This is a genomic window from Streptococcus sp. FSL R7-0248, assembly GCF_037967965.1.
Classification (GTDB): Bacteria; Bacillota; Bacilli; order Lactobacillales; family Streptococcaceae; genus Streptococcus.
Genome location: NZ_CP150201.1, coordinates 2,007,250 through 2,024,592, shown reverse-complemented (window position 1 = coordinate 2,024,592; position 17,343 = coordinate 2,007,250). Strand labels below are relative to the sequence as shown.

At 37.9% G+C, this 17,343-nt stretch carries 14 protein-coding genes, 1 tRNA gene and 1 rRNA gene; all 16 read left to right on the top strand.

Going from position 1 to position 17,343, the window contains the following annotated elements:
- The first annotated feature begins 338 nt into the window (after nucleotides 1-338).
- The 16 genes from NYE32_RS09315 to NYE32_RS09240 all read left to right on the top strand — a co-directional run bounded on the left by NYE32_RS09315 (nucleotide 339) and on the right by NYE32_RS09240 (nucleotide 17,278).
- Complete coding sequence (locus tag NYE32_RS09315) at nucleotides 339-1,646, top strand: GHKL domain-containing protein (RefSeq protein WP_049545215.1); 1,308 nt, start codon at nucleotides 339-341, stop codon at nucleotides 1,644-1,646.
- A gap of 55 nt (nucleotides 1,647-1,701) precedes the next feature.
- Complete coding sequence (locus tag NYE32_RS09310) at nucleotides 1,702-2,592, top strand: hypothetical protein (protein ID WP_037600066.1); 891 nt, start codon at nucleotides 1,702-1,704, stop codon at nucleotides 2,590-2,592.
- A gap of 21 nt (nucleotides 2,593-2,613) precedes the next feature.
- Nucleotides 2,614-3,894 (top strand): hypothetical protein, encoded by a 1,281-nt coding sequence (locus tag NYE32_RS09305; protein ID WP_049545216.1) that lies wholly within the window; start codon nucleotides 2,614-2,616, stop codon nucleotides 3,892-3,894.
- 20 nt (nucleotides 3,895-3,914) lie between these two features.
- Nucleotides 3,915-5,231, top strand: coding sequence for a GHKL domain-containing protein (locus NYE32_RS09300; RefSeq protein WP_073686079.1), 1,317 nt, complete (start codon nucleotides 3,915-3,917; stop codon nucleotides 5,229-5,231).
- A 1-nt stretch (nucleotide 5,232) separates the two neighbouring features.
- Nucleotides 5,233-5,976: a LytTR family DNA-binding domain-containing protein gene (locus tag NYE32_RS09295; protein WP_049545218.1), complete on the top strand. Its 744-nt coding sequence runs from the start codon at nucleotides 5,233-5,235 to the stop codon at nucleotides 5,974-5,976.
- A gap of 942 nt (nucleotides 5,977-6,918) precedes the next feature.
- Entirely contained in the window at nucleotides 6,919-8,118 is a 1,200-nt protein-coding gene (locus tag NYE32_RS09290; RefSeq protein ID WP_037598503.1) for an argininosuccinate synthase, read from the top strand.
- A 326-nt stretch (nucleotides 8,119-8,444) separates the two neighbouring features.
- Nucleotides 8,445-9,830, top strand: coding sequence for an argininosuccinate lyase (argH, locus tag NYE32_RS09285; RefSeq protein ID WP_037600057.1), 1,386 nt, complete (start codon nucleotides 8,445-8,447; stop codon nucleotides 9,828-9,830).
- A gap of 84 nt (nucleotides 9,831-9,914) precedes the next feature.
- The gene (gene rnpA / locus NYE32_RS09280; RefSeq protein ID WP_002891957.1) at nucleotides 9,915-10,250 is read left to right on the top strand and encodes a ribonuclease P protein component; all 336 of its coding nucleotides are present in this window, start codon (nucleotides 9,915-9,917) and stop codon (nucleotides 10,248-10,250) included.
- A gap of 114 nt (nucleotides 10,251-10,364) precedes the next feature.
- Nucleotides 10,365-11,171: a membrane protein insertase YidC gene (locus NYE32_RS09275; protein WP_064523431.1), complete on the top strand. Its 807-nt coding sequence runs from the start codon at nucleotides 10,365-10,367 to the stop codon at nucleotides 11,169-11,171.
- An 11-nt stretch (nucleotides 11,172-11,182) separates the two neighbouring features.
- Nucleotides 11,183-12,226, top strand: a complete 1,044-nt coding sequence (gene jag, locus NYE32_RS09270; protein ID WP_073690049.1) for an RNA-binding cell elongation regulator Jag/EloR — start codon at nucleotides 11,183-11,185, stop codon at nucleotides 12,224-12,226.
- A gap of 129 nt (nucleotides 12,227-12,355) precedes the next feature.
- Nucleotides 12,356-12,952, top strand: coding sequence for a TetR/AcrR family transcriptional regulator (locus NYE32_RS09265; RefSeq protein WP_073690050.1), 597 nt, complete (start codon nucleotides 12,356-12,358; stop codon nucleotides 12,950-12,952).
- Nucleotides 12,949-13,512: an NAD(P)H-dependent oxidoreductase gene (locus tag NYE32_RS09260; RefSeq protein ID WP_073690051.1), complete on the top strand. Its 564-nt coding sequence runs from the start codon at nucleotides 12,949-12,951 to the stop codon at nucleotides 13,510-13,512. The genes NYE32_RS09265 and NYE32_RS09260 overlap by 4 nt, the downstream gene beginning before the upstream one ends.
- Nucleotides 13,513-13,707: 195 nt before the next feature.
- On the top strand, nucleotides 13,708-13,842 hold the full coding sequence (gene rpmH, locus NYE32_RS09255) for a 50S ribosomal protein L34 (protein WP_002885866.1): 135 nt from the start codon (nucleotides 13,708-13,710) through the stop codon (nucleotides 13,840-13,842).
- Between the two features lie 204 nt (nucleotides 13,843-14,046).
- The gene (gene tgt / locus NYE32_RS09250; protein ID WP_037600045.1) at nucleotides 14,047-15,189 is read left to right on the top strand and encodes a tRNA guanosine(34) transglycosylase Tgt; all 1,143 of its coding nucleotides are present in this window, start codon (nucleotides 14,047-14,049) and stop codon (nucleotides 15,187-15,189) included.
- Between the two features lie 414 nt (nucleotides 15,190-15,603).
- Nucleotides 15,604-17,151, top strand: a 16S ribosomal RNA gene (locus tag NYE32_RS09245).
- Nucleotides 17,152-17,205: 54 nt separating this feature from the next.
- Nucleotides 17,206-17,278: transfer RNA gene (locus NYE32_RS09240), tRNA-Ala, on the top strand.
- Nucleotides 17,279-17,343: the final 65 nt, after the last annotated feature.

The following is a 17,343-nucleotide window of genomic DNA, read 5'->3' as shown; positions in this document are numbered from 1 at the left end:
AACTTTAAATTAGTTTTATAATAGATTGGTAATAAAAAGTAGGGAGGAGTGAGCATTATGAGAAGATTTGGTTGGTATTTCTACTACGTCATTGGCATGTACCCATAAAAAGAGGTAATGAGTCAGTTAAAGAGCTTAGAAAAACTAAGCTCTTTTTTATGTTTATGAAAAGTAAGGGATATGGGAAATGGTCTGACGCTCATATTAATAATTGATTGTTCTTAACCGAGAAAAATAAATTTATATTTTTAGCTTTTTCTAATAGGAATGACGCTAAATTATATATTTATGTTACAATAAAGTAGGTTGATTTTTGAAAGGAAAGGGGGAGTCTAGAGATGATCGTTTTGTTTACGGTTCTACGTCTATTGGCTATTTTAATTGTTAGTCACGATATGTCAGCTTTGCTCAAAACTTGGAAGAGTAAATGCTGGTTTATCGCAGGGAGTCTCTTACTCTCTCTATTTGTCGGAGGCATTACAGGGTCGCTCTTAGCACTTTTGTTCTGCTATCTTTTCTTAAATAAAATATCAAGTAGTGAAAAGAATTCTTTTCTTTTCACCTTTTTGCCGTGGGTTTTTGTTGAAGTCACCTCGAAACTGCTTCAACTTTACTTTTTCCCATGGATTTTTCAAATTAATTATTTACAGGTCAAGGACACCCCAGTACTTATTGCTTTGTCTTATCTCTTGATTTATCCAATTTTTCATCTGATTGTCAAAGTATTCTTTATTGACTTTGGTGCTCTCAATGTTATGGGAAATAACCATACTTACCAAGTTAGGCAACGCTTATTGGTTGGGGTTACTCTGGCTTATATTGTTTTATCTTTAATTATTTTCTATGCCAGTAACATCTTTCCTTACACAGGCCTCTTTATTTATTTAGCAGGCAGTATTACGATTGTTTACTCCATTCTCTTTATTTTGCTCTTTGCTCAGCTTAATATCTATTCTAAGAGAAGAGTGAAAAACCAGTTGGCCGAAGAAATGGCTAGACATGAGGAAAGTTTAGAGGAATATAGCCACCGTTTAGAAAATCTCTATAATGATATTTCTCAGGTGAAGAAGGATTATCTTGAAGGACTTAAGACAATGGAGGTTAGTATCCAACGTCGAGACTTACCTGCTTTGAAACAAGAGTATGCAGAGCTTTTAGAGAAATCTGGAAATAGCTTAACTTTGTCAAATTATGAATTGTCACGTTTGATCAACTTAGAAATCACGTCTCTCAAGAGTCTCTTTTCTGCTAAAGTGCTTGAGGCAGAGAACTTAGGAATTAAGGTCAATTTGGAGTTACCAGATGTTATATCGTCAACTCAGATAGAGGCCTTAGATTTGGTTGTGATTTCTTCTGTCTTCTTAAACAACGCTATTGAGTCGGCAGTGGATTCTGAAAATCCTACTTTAACCATATCCTTCTTTAAAAATCAAGGTTATCTTATCTTGGTTATTGATAATACAACCAGAGAAGAACGTATTCCTGTGTCAAGGATTTTTGATGAAGGGGTTTCTAGCAAAGGTGAAGGCCGAGGACTTGGTTTGTCTAAGGTCGCAGATATACTTAATCGCTATCCAAAAGTAAATCTTGAGACTCGTAGTTGTGACCATCATTTTACTCAGGTCCTCTCTTTTCAGGATAATTGATAAATCAAAGATAATATTTGTGGAGGATAAGGGAAAATAGAAAGGGGAAAAGCATATGCAACTTGCGATTGATGGTCTTATTGCTTTGGTTGTTGTCGTTTCACATCTTGTGATTTTAGCTAGAATGGCTTATCTAGATGTTTTTACTTACCGTTATATTCCTTATGTAATCGTAGTAACTGCCGTTAAGTGGTTAGCCAAGGTGCTATGGCAAATTGATATTCCAGATGCAATCTATCTCCTAGTCTTTATTTTTCTTGAAAAACCTCAGGCTTTACGGGAAGAAAAGTATTTTTATGCTTTCTTTGCCCCTGTCTTTTGGACCTTGATTACAAGTTTCTTTAGTTTTTATCTTTTCCGAGTTTTCTTTAATAAGCCGGTCGAGTTGGTTCCAAACCATTTAGGAATCTTGGCTGTAGATAGTGTTGTTCTTCCTTTCTTTCTAGGCTTGCAAAAAATGTTCGGTTTAGATAGCTTTTTTAAGGAACCATATCAGGACTTGCAGGGTAAATATAAGAGCATGCTCTTGCAAGTTGATCATATTTTAATTATCAGTTATCTGCTTATCCTCTTTAAACAGGAGATATTCTCCTTGCTCCTGAGTCAGACCTACCTCCCGGGTTACCCTCAAATTTATATTTGGGTTGGTTTTCTTATACACATGTATATTCTTGTTCGTTTTGTTTCCTACGGTAAAGATGTTCGTGATAGTAAAATTCTTAGAGAACAAGAGGAGCATTTGAGGAGTCTGGAAGCTTATAATGAAAAAATCGAAACTGCCTATAAGAGTGTACGCTCATTTAAACATGATTATGAAAACATACTCATTAGTATGCAGACAAGTATTGATAGTGGGGATTTTGACCTTATTGAACAAACCTATCAGGATATTTTGAAAAAGGCGGGTCAAGAACTCATTGAAGAAGATGACGAAAATGTCTCTTGAGTATAAACAGGAAATATTATCATGAACTTACAACTTTGGACCATGGTATCCCTTGAAAATAGTATTATTCAAATTATTAGTTTTCATATTACCTGGTTTATTTATAAAAAACTAACAAGGAGCAAACTAGCTTACTGGAAAGTATTTTGTTTAAGTCTCTTAGGTATAGTGGTATCACTTGGTAAAGGTGATGGCTTCTATTATCAAGTTCTTATCTTTTTAGCTTTGGCCTTAAAGGAACGTCGGGAACATCGTTTGACGCTCTGGGCAAGCCTCTTTTTTGGAGCTTTCTCGGTTATTTTTACAGATTTATTTGCGACTTTTACCCCATTTTATGTATTCAATAATCTGTTTACAAATATGACTTTGGGTGATATTCAAGAAAACTTCTTCCTCAAATTGTTATCTTTTGTACTGATTTACCCATTCTTTCTCTATATCAATTATCTTTCCAGTTCAGATGTTGATAAGGTCAAGGAATTGATTTATTCACGTGGTCGTGAACGTCTGTTGATAGCCGTTGATCTGACCTTTGCACTCTACATTACTTGTAGTACTATTTTGGTATCAACAGGTAGTAATGTGGGAGGGCCAATTTTTATTGCAATGGCAGTTTATCTCCTAATGGTAACAACCTTGAACCGCTATTCTCATAAATTTGTCAGAGAACGTAGTAAGGAAGCTGTGGAGACCTATGTCTATAACTTGGAAGTCTATAATAAACATATTGAGGATCTTTTTACAAAAGTAAAGCCTATTGAAAAAGACTTTGAGAGTCTTTTGGTAGCTCTTGAGACTCCATTGGCTAAAAATCAATTATCAGAGGTTTTATCCGTTTATCATGAGCATTTGAATCATCTTAAACTTGATAATTTGGACTTAAATGATAAGTTGGCTCCTCTGTTCGAGATTCCTTATCCGGTATTAAGAAGTTGGATTGTAAACCAAATCATTCCTTTGGAACAAAAGGGTATCACCGTTAGGTTGGATGTCAACGTTGATGCTTATCCTAACAATTTAAATATTGCAGTTCTTATTAGAGTTTTAGAACGTTGCATGAACTTAGCTGAAAAACTTTGGGCCAAGGAACCGGAGACAGATATTGGTTTCCTTATTCAACAGAATGAGGATGGCAATCTCAGCTTTATTCTTGAGAATACCAACCAGGAAGCTGATCCTAAACTAGACGATAGTCTGGCTATTAGTCGTGATTTTGCTCAGTTTTGCTGGTCAAACGGTATCGGTTTAACAAATAAAAAAGAATTATTTAAAACCTATCAAATTGTCACGGTAGGACTATAATCGTAGAAAGGAGGATAACTATGCTGGGTAACATCTTATTTCAAATTTTGATGTTTGTCATCATTTGGGATATCTACTTACGTATTGGTGGGCAAAACACTAATCTTAAAAATCGTATGCTTTATTTGTTATTTGATGTTGCTCTATGCATTTGGGGACAACTCATTGGACGCTACATAGGCATAGTACCTCCCTTAGTAGCCATTGTAACATTGACATTTAGTTATCAACTGAATAAAAGTGTCACTTCTGTAGAGCGCTTTTTTCTAGGTTTTTACCCGGTGGTACTAGTCGATTTGGCAAGACGTTTTTTGGCTACCTTCTTCTTCCCGCCGATACTTGGCATAACTGCTGCTACTTTAAACAACAATATTTGGTGGTCTATGGTACCACTTTCCTTTGTCATGTTGACGGTCAGAATAGTAGATTTTATTTTGCGTCTAGACTTTACAGATATCTTGAAAGTTGCGACCCAACAAGAAAAAAAGAACCGTCTGGGTTTGGTCAACATGCTTCTTTTGCTTTATTATTTAGTTATCTTTTTGGTGTCGACATTTGATACTTATTTTCCAGAGTTACATCTTGAGAGTAGGTTTCGTGTACCATTGGTAATGGGATATCTCTACTTACTCCTCTTTGTACTAGGAGCTGTGAACCAGTTTGCTAAGGAAAAAATAGAGCAGGATTTGGCCATGAAGCAAGCCAACTATCTTGATGATTTGAAGCACGAGAATACTAGGGTGGAAGGTTTGTATAGAGACTTGATGCATGTTCGCTCTAACTATAATTTTCTGCTTAATAATTTGAGAGATATCGAAAGAACAGGAGATATTCGTTCTTACAAAAAAGATTTAGTTGATCTTTATGTCAATCGAGATCAGCACAGCTTTTCGACTCAGGTCACAGATTTGGATAATATCCAAAACCCAAGTATTCATAGTCTACTTTCATCAAAATATCATGAAGCTCAGATGTATCGACTCAATATTCATGCAGAGATTCCAGATCCAGTGACTCATAACTATCTAACTGATTTAGATTTAGCTGTGGTTTTGGGTCACCTCATGGATAATGCTATTGATGGTGCTCGTAAAGCCAGTGAGGGTTTCATTAGTCTGGCCTATTTTGATGAAGAAGATTGCCAGAGTTTTATTATTGAAAGTACAATTGCAGATGAGCAAGTTCCACTTTCAATGATGAGTACCCAGACTCCTCATCCTGAGGGTGGTATAGGTGTTAATGCTGTTCAAGATATCTTGGAACGTTATCCGAATACGTCCTTCTCTGTCCGTAGTCAGAATCATAAAATGATGCAAATACTAGAAATGAGGCCCTAATATGAATATTTACATTTTAGAAGATGACTTAATGCAGCAAACACGTATTAGTGACATCATCAGAGAATTGGTTTCAGAGGGCACGTTTTCCGTACGAAAACTTGAAGTTTTTTCTAAACCCCACAAACTATTGTCCAGTATCAACGAGAAGGGTAACCATCAGGTTTTCCTTTTGGATATTGATATTGATGGTGAGCGAAAGAAGGGGCTAGAAGTCGCCTCAGAAATTCGCCAACAAGATGCTAATGCGGTTATTATTTTTGTGACAACTCACTCAGAGTTTGCACCGATTAGTTTTAAATACAAGGTTTCTGCGTTAGATTTTATTGATAAGACAGTTTCTAATGCAGAGTTCAAACAACAACTAAAACAAACATTGACTTTTGTAAATCAAAAAGTTGGAGATGTGGATGATGATGAGATATTTGTGTTTGAAACAGCACAGTCTCGAATCCAAGTCCCTATGAGAGATATTTATTATTTTGCGACTGCGGTAACACCTCATAAGGTGATGCTGATTACCAAAACAGAGCGTTTGGAGTTTTATGCCAATCTTGGAGATATTACTTCGGTGAATAAAAAACTCTTTTCTTGTCATCGTTCGTTTTTAGTTAATTTGGATAATATTTCTCGTATTGATAAGAGTCAGTTGATGATTTACTTTGAGAATGGCGATTCTTGTCCAGTTTCACGTTTGAAAATGAAGGCCTTGCTTAAAAAATGGTCAGATGTAAAAGAACATTAGTCATCGACTAATGTTCTTTTTAGTCTAAAAAAGCATGTGTTTATTTTATAGGTGATTGATTATCTTATAGGTGAGCAAATTCTGTAAAAACACAAAATAGATGTCCTTTAGTGATGGAATTTAGAGATTTATAAAAAAATAACTAAAAAAAAATGCAGTTCAGGATGAAAAAACGACATTCTATGAAATCGTGTAGACAATTAAATTGAAAAAAGTTATTATGTAATCAAGATATGTGATTCGGAAATGAGACATCGTCAATCTTATTGAAATCTACATACACTTTATGAAAATAAATAATGTACTTTTATATAACTTTTTCCTAATCCCCATTTTTTATTGGCCGCTCGTCCAATTACATATCTTTTTTATAGAAATTAATAGGCTTGAGAAATCAAGCCTTTTTTGTTTTTAAGGGGATTAGTGCAGATTAGGATAAAAAATACATTCTGTGAGTGAAATTCGACATTTTAGGAAATGAAGATATACATTTTGGGATTGCATGCTATAATGTAATCAAGGTTAGAGAGCAAGAAGAATGTATGGTTTAAGTTAGTCCCTTAAACATAATAATTTCCCTCATTCATTCTATCTAAAATTGCTGTTGTGTTCTCTACCGATGATGCTGTTGTTCAAAAGGTCTGTACTTTGTACAGGCCTTTTGGCATTTTAGAAGATAAATAGTTAAAGATGCTTTTGAATCTATTTGTATCGTTTCAAGAGTGTTTTTTTATTTTCCACCATTCTTTGCATAAAATTGAATAAAAATTAAGGATTACGCACTTTTTGGGTCGAAATAATAAATAAAAACAAATAAAAGCGAAATAAATATAAAAAAATAACAAAAAACTGTTGACAAGTGAATAAATATGCAATATAATAAATCTCGTAAGGTTGATAGAGATAGCAACCGCAAGAAAATATAAGAAAAGAGAAAATATTATGTCAAAAGAGAAAGTTATTCTTGCCTATTCGGGAGGTCTTGATACCTCAGTCGCTATTACATGGCTTAAAAAAGATTACGATGTTATCGCTGTTTGTATGGATGTCGGTGAGGGTAAAGATCTTGAGTTCATCCATGACAAAGCTTTGACAGTTGGAGCTATCGAGTCATACGTGCTTGATGTCAAAGACGAGTTTGCTGAAGACTATGTACTTCCAGCACTTCAGGCTCACGCTTACTATGAACAAAAATATCCTTTGGTTTCAGCGCTTAGCCGTCCAATCATTGCTAAAAAATTAGTTGAGATTGCTCATGAAACAGGAGCAACAACTATCGCTCACGGTTGTACTGGTAAAGGTAATGACCAAGTTCGTTTCGAAGTTGCCATTGCTGCCCTAGATCCAAGTCTTAAAGTAGTAGCGCCAGTGCGTGAATGGAAATGGTCTCGTGAGGAAGAAATTGAGTATGCTAAGGCTAATGGTGTTCCAGTTCCAGCAGACCTTGATAATCCTTACTCAGTCGATCAAAACCTTTGGGGACGTGCTAACGAGTGTGGTGTTCTTGAAAATCCTTGGAATCAAGCTCCAGAAGAAGCTTTTGGAATTACCAATTCACCAGAGTCTGCACCAGATGAAGCTGAATATGTCGATGTAACCTTTAAAGAAGGGAAACCAGTTGCCCTTAACGGTAAAGAAATGAAATTGGCTGACCTTATCCAAGAAATGAATGTTATTGCTGGCAAGCATGGTGTTGGACGTATCGACCACGTTGAGAATCGTCTTGTGGGTATCAAGTCACGTGAAATTTATGAATGCCCAGGAGCTATTGCGCTTTTGACAGCTCATAAAGAAATTGAGGACCTAACTTTGGTACGTGAAGTTTCTCATTTCAAACCAATTCTTGAAAATGAATTGTCAAACCTTATCTACAATGCTTTGTGGTTTAGCCCGGCAACACAAGCTATCATTGCTTATATTAAGGAAACACAAAAAGTTGTTAATGGTATCGCTAAAGTCAAACTTTATAAAGGGCATGCTCAGGTTGTAGCACGTCAATCAGCTAATTCATTGTATGATGAAAACTTGGCTACTTACACATCAGCGGACAGCTTTGATCAGGATGCTGCGATTGGATTTATCAAGCTTTGGGGGCTTCCAACACAGGTAAATTCTCAAGTTAACCATCCGTTTGACAATTAATGACAGATTTCATAAGAAAAGCAGGATATGAGAAGGAAAATTCTTAATATCAGATAAAAGTGGACAGGGAGCCACATCTGATACTCTTTTCTTATAACTTATATTATTATCGTTAAGGCGTTCTGAGAAGCGTCACGAGCCTAAATAAACTACGACTGAGATCGGGATTTAGGAAAACAAGTGTCCAGAGAGACAAATTAAGCTAGACAAATACTATCTAGCTTTTTTCATTTAAGTTATTGTGACCCAAGAGGTCGTTACTTGTTATAAGTATTAAGAAAGGATGGAAGATTATCTCAGTGTAGGGAAATCTTCAAAATAAAACTATGGCAGAAAATCATAAACTATGGGGCGGTCGGTTCGAAGCTAGTCTTGAAAAATGGGTAGAAGAATTTGGTGCTTCAATCTCCTTTGACCAAAAGATGGCAGAGTTTGACCTTAAAGGGTCTATTGCCCATGTCACTATGCTTGGTGAGACAGGAATTATTACCAAAGAGGAAGCTTTACAAATTAAACAGGGATTGGAAGAGCTGCTTGAGGAATATAAGGCTGGTAAACTAGAATTCGATGTTTCCAATGAAGATATTCATATGAATATGGAGAGCCTTTTAACAGCTAAAATTGGACCAGTAGCGGGAAAACTTCATACAGCACGTTCACGTAACGACCAAGTGGCAACGGATATGCACTTGTATCTGAAAGCTAAATTAGTGGAAGTTATTGAGAAGCTTGATAATTTACGTGGTACTTTAGTCAACCTAGCAGACAAACATACCTACACAATTATGCCAGGCTACACCCACTTGCAGCATGCACAACCGATTTCTTTTGGTCACCACTTGATGGCTTATTACAACATGTTTACACGTGATGCCGAACGTTTTGAATTTAATATCAAGCATACGGATATTTCTCCACTTGGAGCTGCTGCACTGGCAGGAACAACTTTCCCAATTGATCGTAATATGACATCTGACTTAATGGGCTTCGCAAATCCATATAGCAATTCCTTGGATGCTGTTTCTGATCGTGACTTTATTCTCGAATTCTTGTCAAACTCAAGTATTCTAATGATGCATATGACACGTATTTGTGAAGAAATCATTAACTGGTGTTCTAACGAGTTTAAGTTTGTGACTCTATCAGATACTTTTTCAACAGGCTCTTCCATTATGCCTCAAAAGAAAAACCCAGATATGGCAGAACTAATTCGTGGAAAATCAGGTCGTGTCTATGGCAATCTGATTGGATTATTGACTGTGATGAAGTCATTACCTTTAGCCTACAATAAAGATCTCCAAGAAGATAAAGAAGGTATGTTTGATACGGTAGAAACGATTACTGTTGCTATTGATATTCTCGCAGGTATGCTCAATACAATGACTGTTAACGACAAGCATATGGCAGAATCAACAGAGAAAGATTTTTCAAATGCTACAGAGTTGGCTGATTATCTTGCGTCTAAAGGACTTCCATTCCGTGAAGCACATGAGATTGTTGGAAAACTTGTCCTTGAGTGTACCAAAGCTGGTTATTATCTTCAGGATGTTCCTCTCGAACGTTATCAAGAAGTTTCGGATTTAATTGAAGAGGACATCTATGAGACGCTTAAATCTCATACAGCTGTTGAACGTCGTCATTCCCTTGGTGGAACTGGTTTTGACCAGGTTAAATGGCAAATCAAAGAAGCTCAAAAAGCTCTAAAAAAATAAGTCTCTAAGGCCCTAACCATAAGGTTTTGGGCTTTTTTGCTATTTATGATATAATAGTACTAATTTTGAGTTTGGAGTCGTATTTTGAAAAAATCTTATCGCGTTAAGAAAGAGAAAGACTTTAAAGCATTATTTGATGCGGGACACAGTGTTGCTAATCGAAAATTTGTTGTCTACTGTCTGGATCGTGATCTACCTCATTTTAGAGTAGGTTTGTCGGTCAGTAAGCGTCTTGGTAATGCGGTTACTCGGAATCGGGTAAAACGTCGTCTACGACATGCACTGATGGACATGTCATCTCAGTTAGAACATCAAGATTTTGTCGTTATTGCTCGTAAAGGTGTCGAAGACTTAAGTTATCAAGACATTTATAGCAATCTCGTTCATGTCTTAAAAATAGCAAAGTTATATAAGGACTAGAAAATTATTTTGCTTCTTTACATTGTAGGATAAACTAAGATCATTCCTGATTTTTGAGATAGTCTTAATGAATGGAAGCAAGCAGTTCTTTATCGTATTAAAAAGGAGTTTTTAGTGAAGAAAAAACTTAATTTATCTGTTTTAGGTGCAGGAGTTCTCTTACTTTTGTCCGCATGTGGACGAAGTGATGTTACAAGTCATTCTACAGGCCTTTGGGAACGTCTCATTTTAATGTTTGGGAAGGCTATTCAAGGGCTCTCATTCGGAGGTTCCATTGGATTAGGGATTATCATTTTCACGATCTTAATTCGTGCGGTAATGATTCCTCTTTATAATCGCCAAATTAAGTCAAGCCGTGAACTACAAGAGTTGCAGCCAGAGTTACGTCGCTTGCAGAGTGAGTATCCTGGACGCGAGAATCGTGAAGCTCTTGCTTATGCACAACAAGATCTTTATAAAGAGCATGGTGTAAATCCTTACGCAAGCTTTGTTCCTCTCTTGATTCAATTTCCTATTTTGATGGCTCTTTATGGAGCACTCACGCGAGTGCCAGAATTGCGAGAAGGAACATTCCTCTGGGTTGACCTAGGTCAGAAAGACCCTTACTTTATTCTTCCGATTTTGGCGGCTGCTTTCACCTTCCTTTCAACTTGGTTGACCAATAAGGCAGCTAAAGATCGTAGTGCAATGCTTCTTGTTATGAATATCATGCTTCCAATCTTTATTTTCTGGTTTGGAACTCAGATTTCTTCAGGGGTAGCACTTTATTGGGCGGTTTCAAACGCCTTCCAAGTTATTCAGATTTTGGTTTTTAATAATCCGTTTAAAATCATCGAAGAGCGTAATCGTTTGGAAGCGGAAGAAAAAGAACGTAAAGCTAAGATTCGTCGTGCCAAGAAAAAGGCGCATAAACGTAAATAAGGAGGCTTATTATGGTTGTCTATTCTGGACGAACAGTCGAACAAGCTATTGAAAAAGGTTTGAAAGATCTTAATTTACCCCGTATGAAGGCTCATATTAAGGTTATTTCTCGTGAGAAAAAAGGTTTTTTAGGGTTCGGAAAGAAGCCAGCTCGAGTTAGCGTTGAACCAATAAATGAAAAGATAGCTCATGAAGCAGATCAAAACACCGTTAAAGTGGCTCCTGATGCTATAAAACAATTCGACGATTCTGTCGCAAGTCCAAAAGACGAAACGATTGCTTTCAATAAAGTGACAAAACTCGTTACGGTTTCAGATAATAAGGAAATTACACAAGAAAACTTAAAGCAACCAGTGTCTACAGAGCACCTTGGTGAAGAGCTGCTAGATAAGAAACAGGAGCAACCAAAGGCAACAATTATTCCTCTATCTGTTAAACGTGAGTCATCAGAAGAGGATGCTACAGAATTTATGGCAAGTTCGCTTGAACCTCAACTAGAATCAATCGCTAAAGTTCAGACTTTGGAAACTCCAGAAGGAGATTTCAGTGATTTTGTGGCATCTGAGTTTAGTTCGGATGATTCTTCTGAAAATAATTTAGAAGATATTCAAGCAGCTGCAGATGATGTTTTATCTTATCTCGAAAAAATTATCTATGAAATGGATGTTGATGCTAGCCTAGAGGTTAGTCACAATCGTCGCAATATTATCATTCAGATTGAAACAGACCAGCCTGGTCGTGTTATCGGTTATCATGGCAAGGTTCTCAAGTCTTTACAACTTTTAGCGCAAAATTATTTGCACGATCGTCATTCTAAACGCTTTAGTGTTGTTCTTAATGTTCGTGATTATTTGGAGCAGCGCACAGAGACTTTGATTGATTTAGCAGAAAAAACAGCAGCTAAAGTAAAAGAAACAGGCCGAGAGTATGTTATGGATCCAATGACGAATAGCGAACGAAAAATTATCCATAAGGCACTTTCTCAAATTGAAGGGGTTGAAAGTCACTCGGAAGGGGACGATCCTAATCGTTACGTTGTTGTGACAAAAGTATAATTAGAATAGCGTTATTGCTTACAGAAACTAGTCTTAATTGAAGGCTAGTTTTTTTGACAATCAAAAGTAGACGGTGTATACTTTAATAAAAAGTAATCGCTGTCTACTAATATGCAAATAGGAGTCAAAATGAAACGTAATACTGCTGAATTGAAGGAAAAGTTAATCACAACTGGAATTGAGGAGATAAGAATAAGAGGGATTGATCAACTATCTATCCGAACGGTGGCTCAAAGATGCGGGATCACCCATGGAGCACCCTATAAGCACTTTGAAAATAAGGGTGTATATCTTCAGGTAGTTTTAGAGCGTTTATCCGAGATCTTTTTGAAGTATCTGACACAAGGAATAGACTCTCCTCTTGATGTAAGGGATCACTTAGTATTAATGGGGTGTAATTTTGTGGAATTTGCTCAAAAAGAAACAAACAGTTTTGAGGCCTTATTTATTAAGTTTCCTTTCAATTATATGGAACTAACCCAGAACAGTATCTCTGTTAATGCCCATTTACCAGGATTTGAGCACTTTAAGAGTGTGGTTTTGAAGCTAAAAAGTGAAATGAACATTTCTGGTAGTGAGACAGAAATATTAGTTCATATCTGGAGTTTTATTACTGGATTAGCTGTTTTGGTAAGGAGTCCTATTGGTGATAATTTCAATAGTAACACTATTAAAGAGACTGTTAGTACTATGTTAGACATCTACGTTAAAGGAGCTAAACAATGAAAACTTTAATTATCTACGCACATCCAAACGACAAGGGGTACAATGCCTCTATACTAGAGACAGTCAAGGAGAATTTATCGTCTAAACATGAGTTAAAGGTTCTAGATTTGTATAAAGAGCGGTTCGATCCTGTTTTACGCTTTGATACAACGCATAGGAGAAGAGACTTAGCGCACGATGTAGCTATGAAAGACTATCGAGATTTAATAATTTGGGCAGATCAGTTGATTTTTATTTTTCCAATTTGGTGGAGTGGAATGCCGGCTATCTTGAAAGGATTTATTGAACGCGTCTTTGTTGCTGGTTTTGCCTATGAAAATACACCCCGTGGATTGGATGGTTATCTGACTGGGAAAGCTTGGATTATTACAACCCACAATACACCGAAAATTATTCTACCTTTAGTTCAAGATTATAGCAAAGTTCTAAAATTTCAAGTCCTAAAACCTTGTGGTATTAAATCAGTCAAAGTTACCCAGGTTTCACCTGTTGAGTATATGGGTGACCATAAGCGAAAAGAGGTGCTCAAGAAAATAGCTAAAATAGCAAGAACGTTATGAGCAAGCGATGATATAGGGATAGTAATGTGGTCTACAATTATCACCAGCCTAAGGGTTTCAAAGATATAATAAAATTAATATCTAAGTAATTCTTGACAAGATTAAGCTATTGCTATAAAATAGTATGGTATGTTTAGTAACTGATCAAAAATAGCCGGCTAAACGAATACGAAAATCTATCAGGAGGTATTCAACGTGAAACGTACTTATCAACCAAGTAAAATCCGTCGTCAACGTAAACACGGATTCCGTCACCGTATGTCAACTAAAAATGGACGTCGTGTTCTTGCAGCTCGTCGTCGTAAAGGACGTAAAGTTCTTTCAGCTTAAGACATTATTGAAAGCAACAGTGCTCGAGACTGTTGTTTTTTTGTTTGCTATGAATGTTAGTGTTGATGTTTGATGCTATTCATCGAGAGTTTGAAAATATAGAGCTGACAATTCTTGTAATTTTTGATAAACTAAAGCGGTTGTGTATAATGACCACTGACTAAAAAATACTTAGGACTGTTTTTCCTAATGTAAGGAGTATAAATGACTGATTTTCCTATTAAATATCGTCTTATAAAGAAAGAAAAACACACAGGAGCACGCCTGGGGGAAATTATCACGCCTCATGGGACCTTTCCAACGCCGATGTTTATGCCTGTAGGCACCCAAGCTACAGTAAAAACGCAATCTCCTGAAGAATTAAAACAGATGGGTTCAGGGATTATTTTGGCCAATACCTATCATTTATGGCTAAGACCTGGTGATGAGCTCGTTGCTAAAGCTGGAGGACTCCATAAATTCATGAATTGGGACCAAGCGATTCTTACAGATAGCGGTGGTTTCCAAGTTTATTCATTGGCAGAAAAACGCAATATTTCTGAAGAAGGTGTAACATTTAAAAATCACCTTAATGGAAGTAAGATGTTTTTATCTCCTGAAAAAGCGATCTCGATTCAGAACAATCTCGGTTCAGATATTATGATGAGCTTTGACGAATGTCCTCAATTTTACCAACCATACGATTATGTGAAAAATTCTATTGAACGGACAAGTCGTTGGGCAGAACGAGGGCTAAAAGCACACCGTCGCCCACATGATCAAGGCCTATTTGGAATTGTGCAGGGAGCAGGTTTTGAAGACCTTCGTAGACAATCTGCACAGGATTTGGTTTCTATGGATTTTCCAGGTTATTCAATTGGAGGTCTTGCGGTTGGAGAAACTCATGAAGAGATGAATGCGGTTCTAGACTTTACTGTACCTTTGCTTCCTGAGAATAAACCACGTTATCTTATGGGTGTAGGAGCACCAGATAGTTTAATTGATGGTGTTATCCGTGGCGTTGATATGTATGATTGTGTTCTTCCAACTCGAATTGCTCGAAACGGAACTTGTATGACGAGTCAAGGGCGTCTCGTGGTTAAAAATGCGGCGTATGCAGAAGATTTTAGCCCTATAGATCCTGAGTGTGATTGTTATACATGTAAGAATTACACACGTGCTTATGTGAGACATTTGTTGAAAGCAGATGAAACGTTTGGAATTCGCCTGACAAGTTACCATAATCTCTACTTCTTGGTAAATTTAATGGCCAAGGTACGACAAGCTATTATAGATGACAATTTACTTGAGTTTCGCCAAGATTTCATTGAAAAATATGGTTATAATGCAAGTAAAAGAAATTTTTAAATAATTTATTTAGCAGTACATGATTGTACTGCTTTATTTTTTTCAAAAACCCTATTGACAAGAACTAAATTGGGTGTTAGAATATAAAAGTTGTCTTAACAGACTTGCCACAAACTTGAAAAGGTTCCAAAACTTTAAAAAAGTTATTGACAAGATAAGTCAGAGATGATATTATAAATAAGCTGTTTCGGAAGGGACGGCGGACACGAGAAGTAAAAAAACTTCAAAAAAGTGTTGACAAGGTATTCTAGATTTGCTAGAATATAGGAGTTGTCTTAAGAGAGACAAAGACCTTTGAGAACTGAATAAGAAACCAAGTGCAGGGTTATGATAGAAGAAATTATAACCTGTCAATTTACAAGAATAAATCGTCAGACGACGGTAATGAGTTAACGCTCGAACAATTATTAAATTTTTAATGAGAGTTTGATCCTGGCTCAGGACGAACGCTGGCGGCGTGCCTAATACATGCAAGTAGAACGCTGAAGAGAGGAGCTTGCTCTTCTTGGATGAGTTGCGAACGGGTGAGTAACGCGTAGGTAACCTGCCTTGTAGCGGGGGATAACTATTGGAAACGATAGCTAATACCGCATAACAATGGATGACACATGTCATTTATTTGAAAGGGGCAATTGCTCCACTACAAGATGGACCTGCGTTGTATTAGCTAGTAGGTGAGGTAACGGCTCACCTAGGCGACGATACATAGCCGACCTGAGAGGGTGATCGGCCACACTGGGACTGAGACACGGCCCAGACTCCTACGGGAGGCAGCAGTAGGGAATCTTCGGCAATGGGGGCAACCCTGACCGAGCAACGCCGCGTGAGTGAAGAAGGTTTTCGGATCGTAAAGCTCTGTTGTAAGTCAAGAACGAGTGTGAGAGTGGAAAATTCACACTGTGACGGTAGCTTACCAGAAAGGGACGGCTAACTACGTGCCAGCAGCCGCGGTAATACGTAGGTCCCGAGCGTTGTCCGGATTTATTGGGCGTAAAGCGAGCGCAGGCGGTTTGATAAGTCTGAAGTTAAAGGCTGTGGCTTAACCATAGTTCGCTTTGGAAACTGTCAAACTTGAGTGCAGAAGGGGAGAGTGGAATTCCATGTGTAGCGGTGAAATGCGTAGATATATGGAGGAACACCGGTGGCGAAAGCGGCTCTCTGGTCTGTAACTGACGCTGAGGCTCGAAAGCGTGGGGAGCGAACAGGATTAGATACCCTGGTAGTCCACGCCGTAAACGATGAGTGCTAGGTGTTGGATCCTTTCCGGGATTCAGTGCCGCAGCTAACGCATTAAGCACTCCGCCTGGGGAGTACGACCGCAAGGTTGAAACTCAAAGGAATTGACGGGGGCCCGCACAAGCGGTGGAGCATGTGGTTTAATTCGAAGCAACGCGAAGAACCTTACCAGGTCTTGACATCCCGATGCTATTTCTAGAGATAGAAAGTTACTTCGGTACATCGGTGACAGGTGGTGCATGGTTGTCGTCAGCTCGTGTCGTGAGATGTTGGGTTAAGTCCCGCAACGAGCGCAACCCCTATTGTTAGTTGCCATCATTCAGTTGGGCACTCTAGCGAGACTGCCGGTAATAAACCGGAGGAAGGTGGGGATGACGTCAAATCATCATGCCCCTTATGACCTGGGCTACACACGTGCTACAATGGTTGGTACAACGAGTTGCGAGTCGGTGACGGCAAGCTAATCTCTTAAAGCCAATCTCAGTTCGGATTGTAGGCTGCAACTCGCCTACATGAAGTCGGAATCGCTAGTAATCGCGGATCAGCACGCCGCGGTGAATACGTTCCCGGGCCTTGTACACACCGCCCGTCACACCACGAGAGTTTGTAACACCCGAAGTCGGTGAGGTAACCTTTTGGAGCCAGCCGCCTAAGGTGGGATAGATGATTGGGGTGAAGTCGTAACAAGGTAGCCGTATCGGAAGGTGCGGCTGGATCACCTCCTTTCTAAGGAAAAACGGAATGTACTTGAGTTTCTTATTTAGTTTTGAGAGGTCTTGTGGGGCCTTAGCTCAGCTGGGAGAGCGCCTGCTTTGCACGCAGGAGGTCAGCGGTTCGATCCCGCTAGGCTCCATTGAATCGAAAGATTCAAGTATTGTCCATTGAAAATTGAATATCTATATCAAATTCCATATGTAA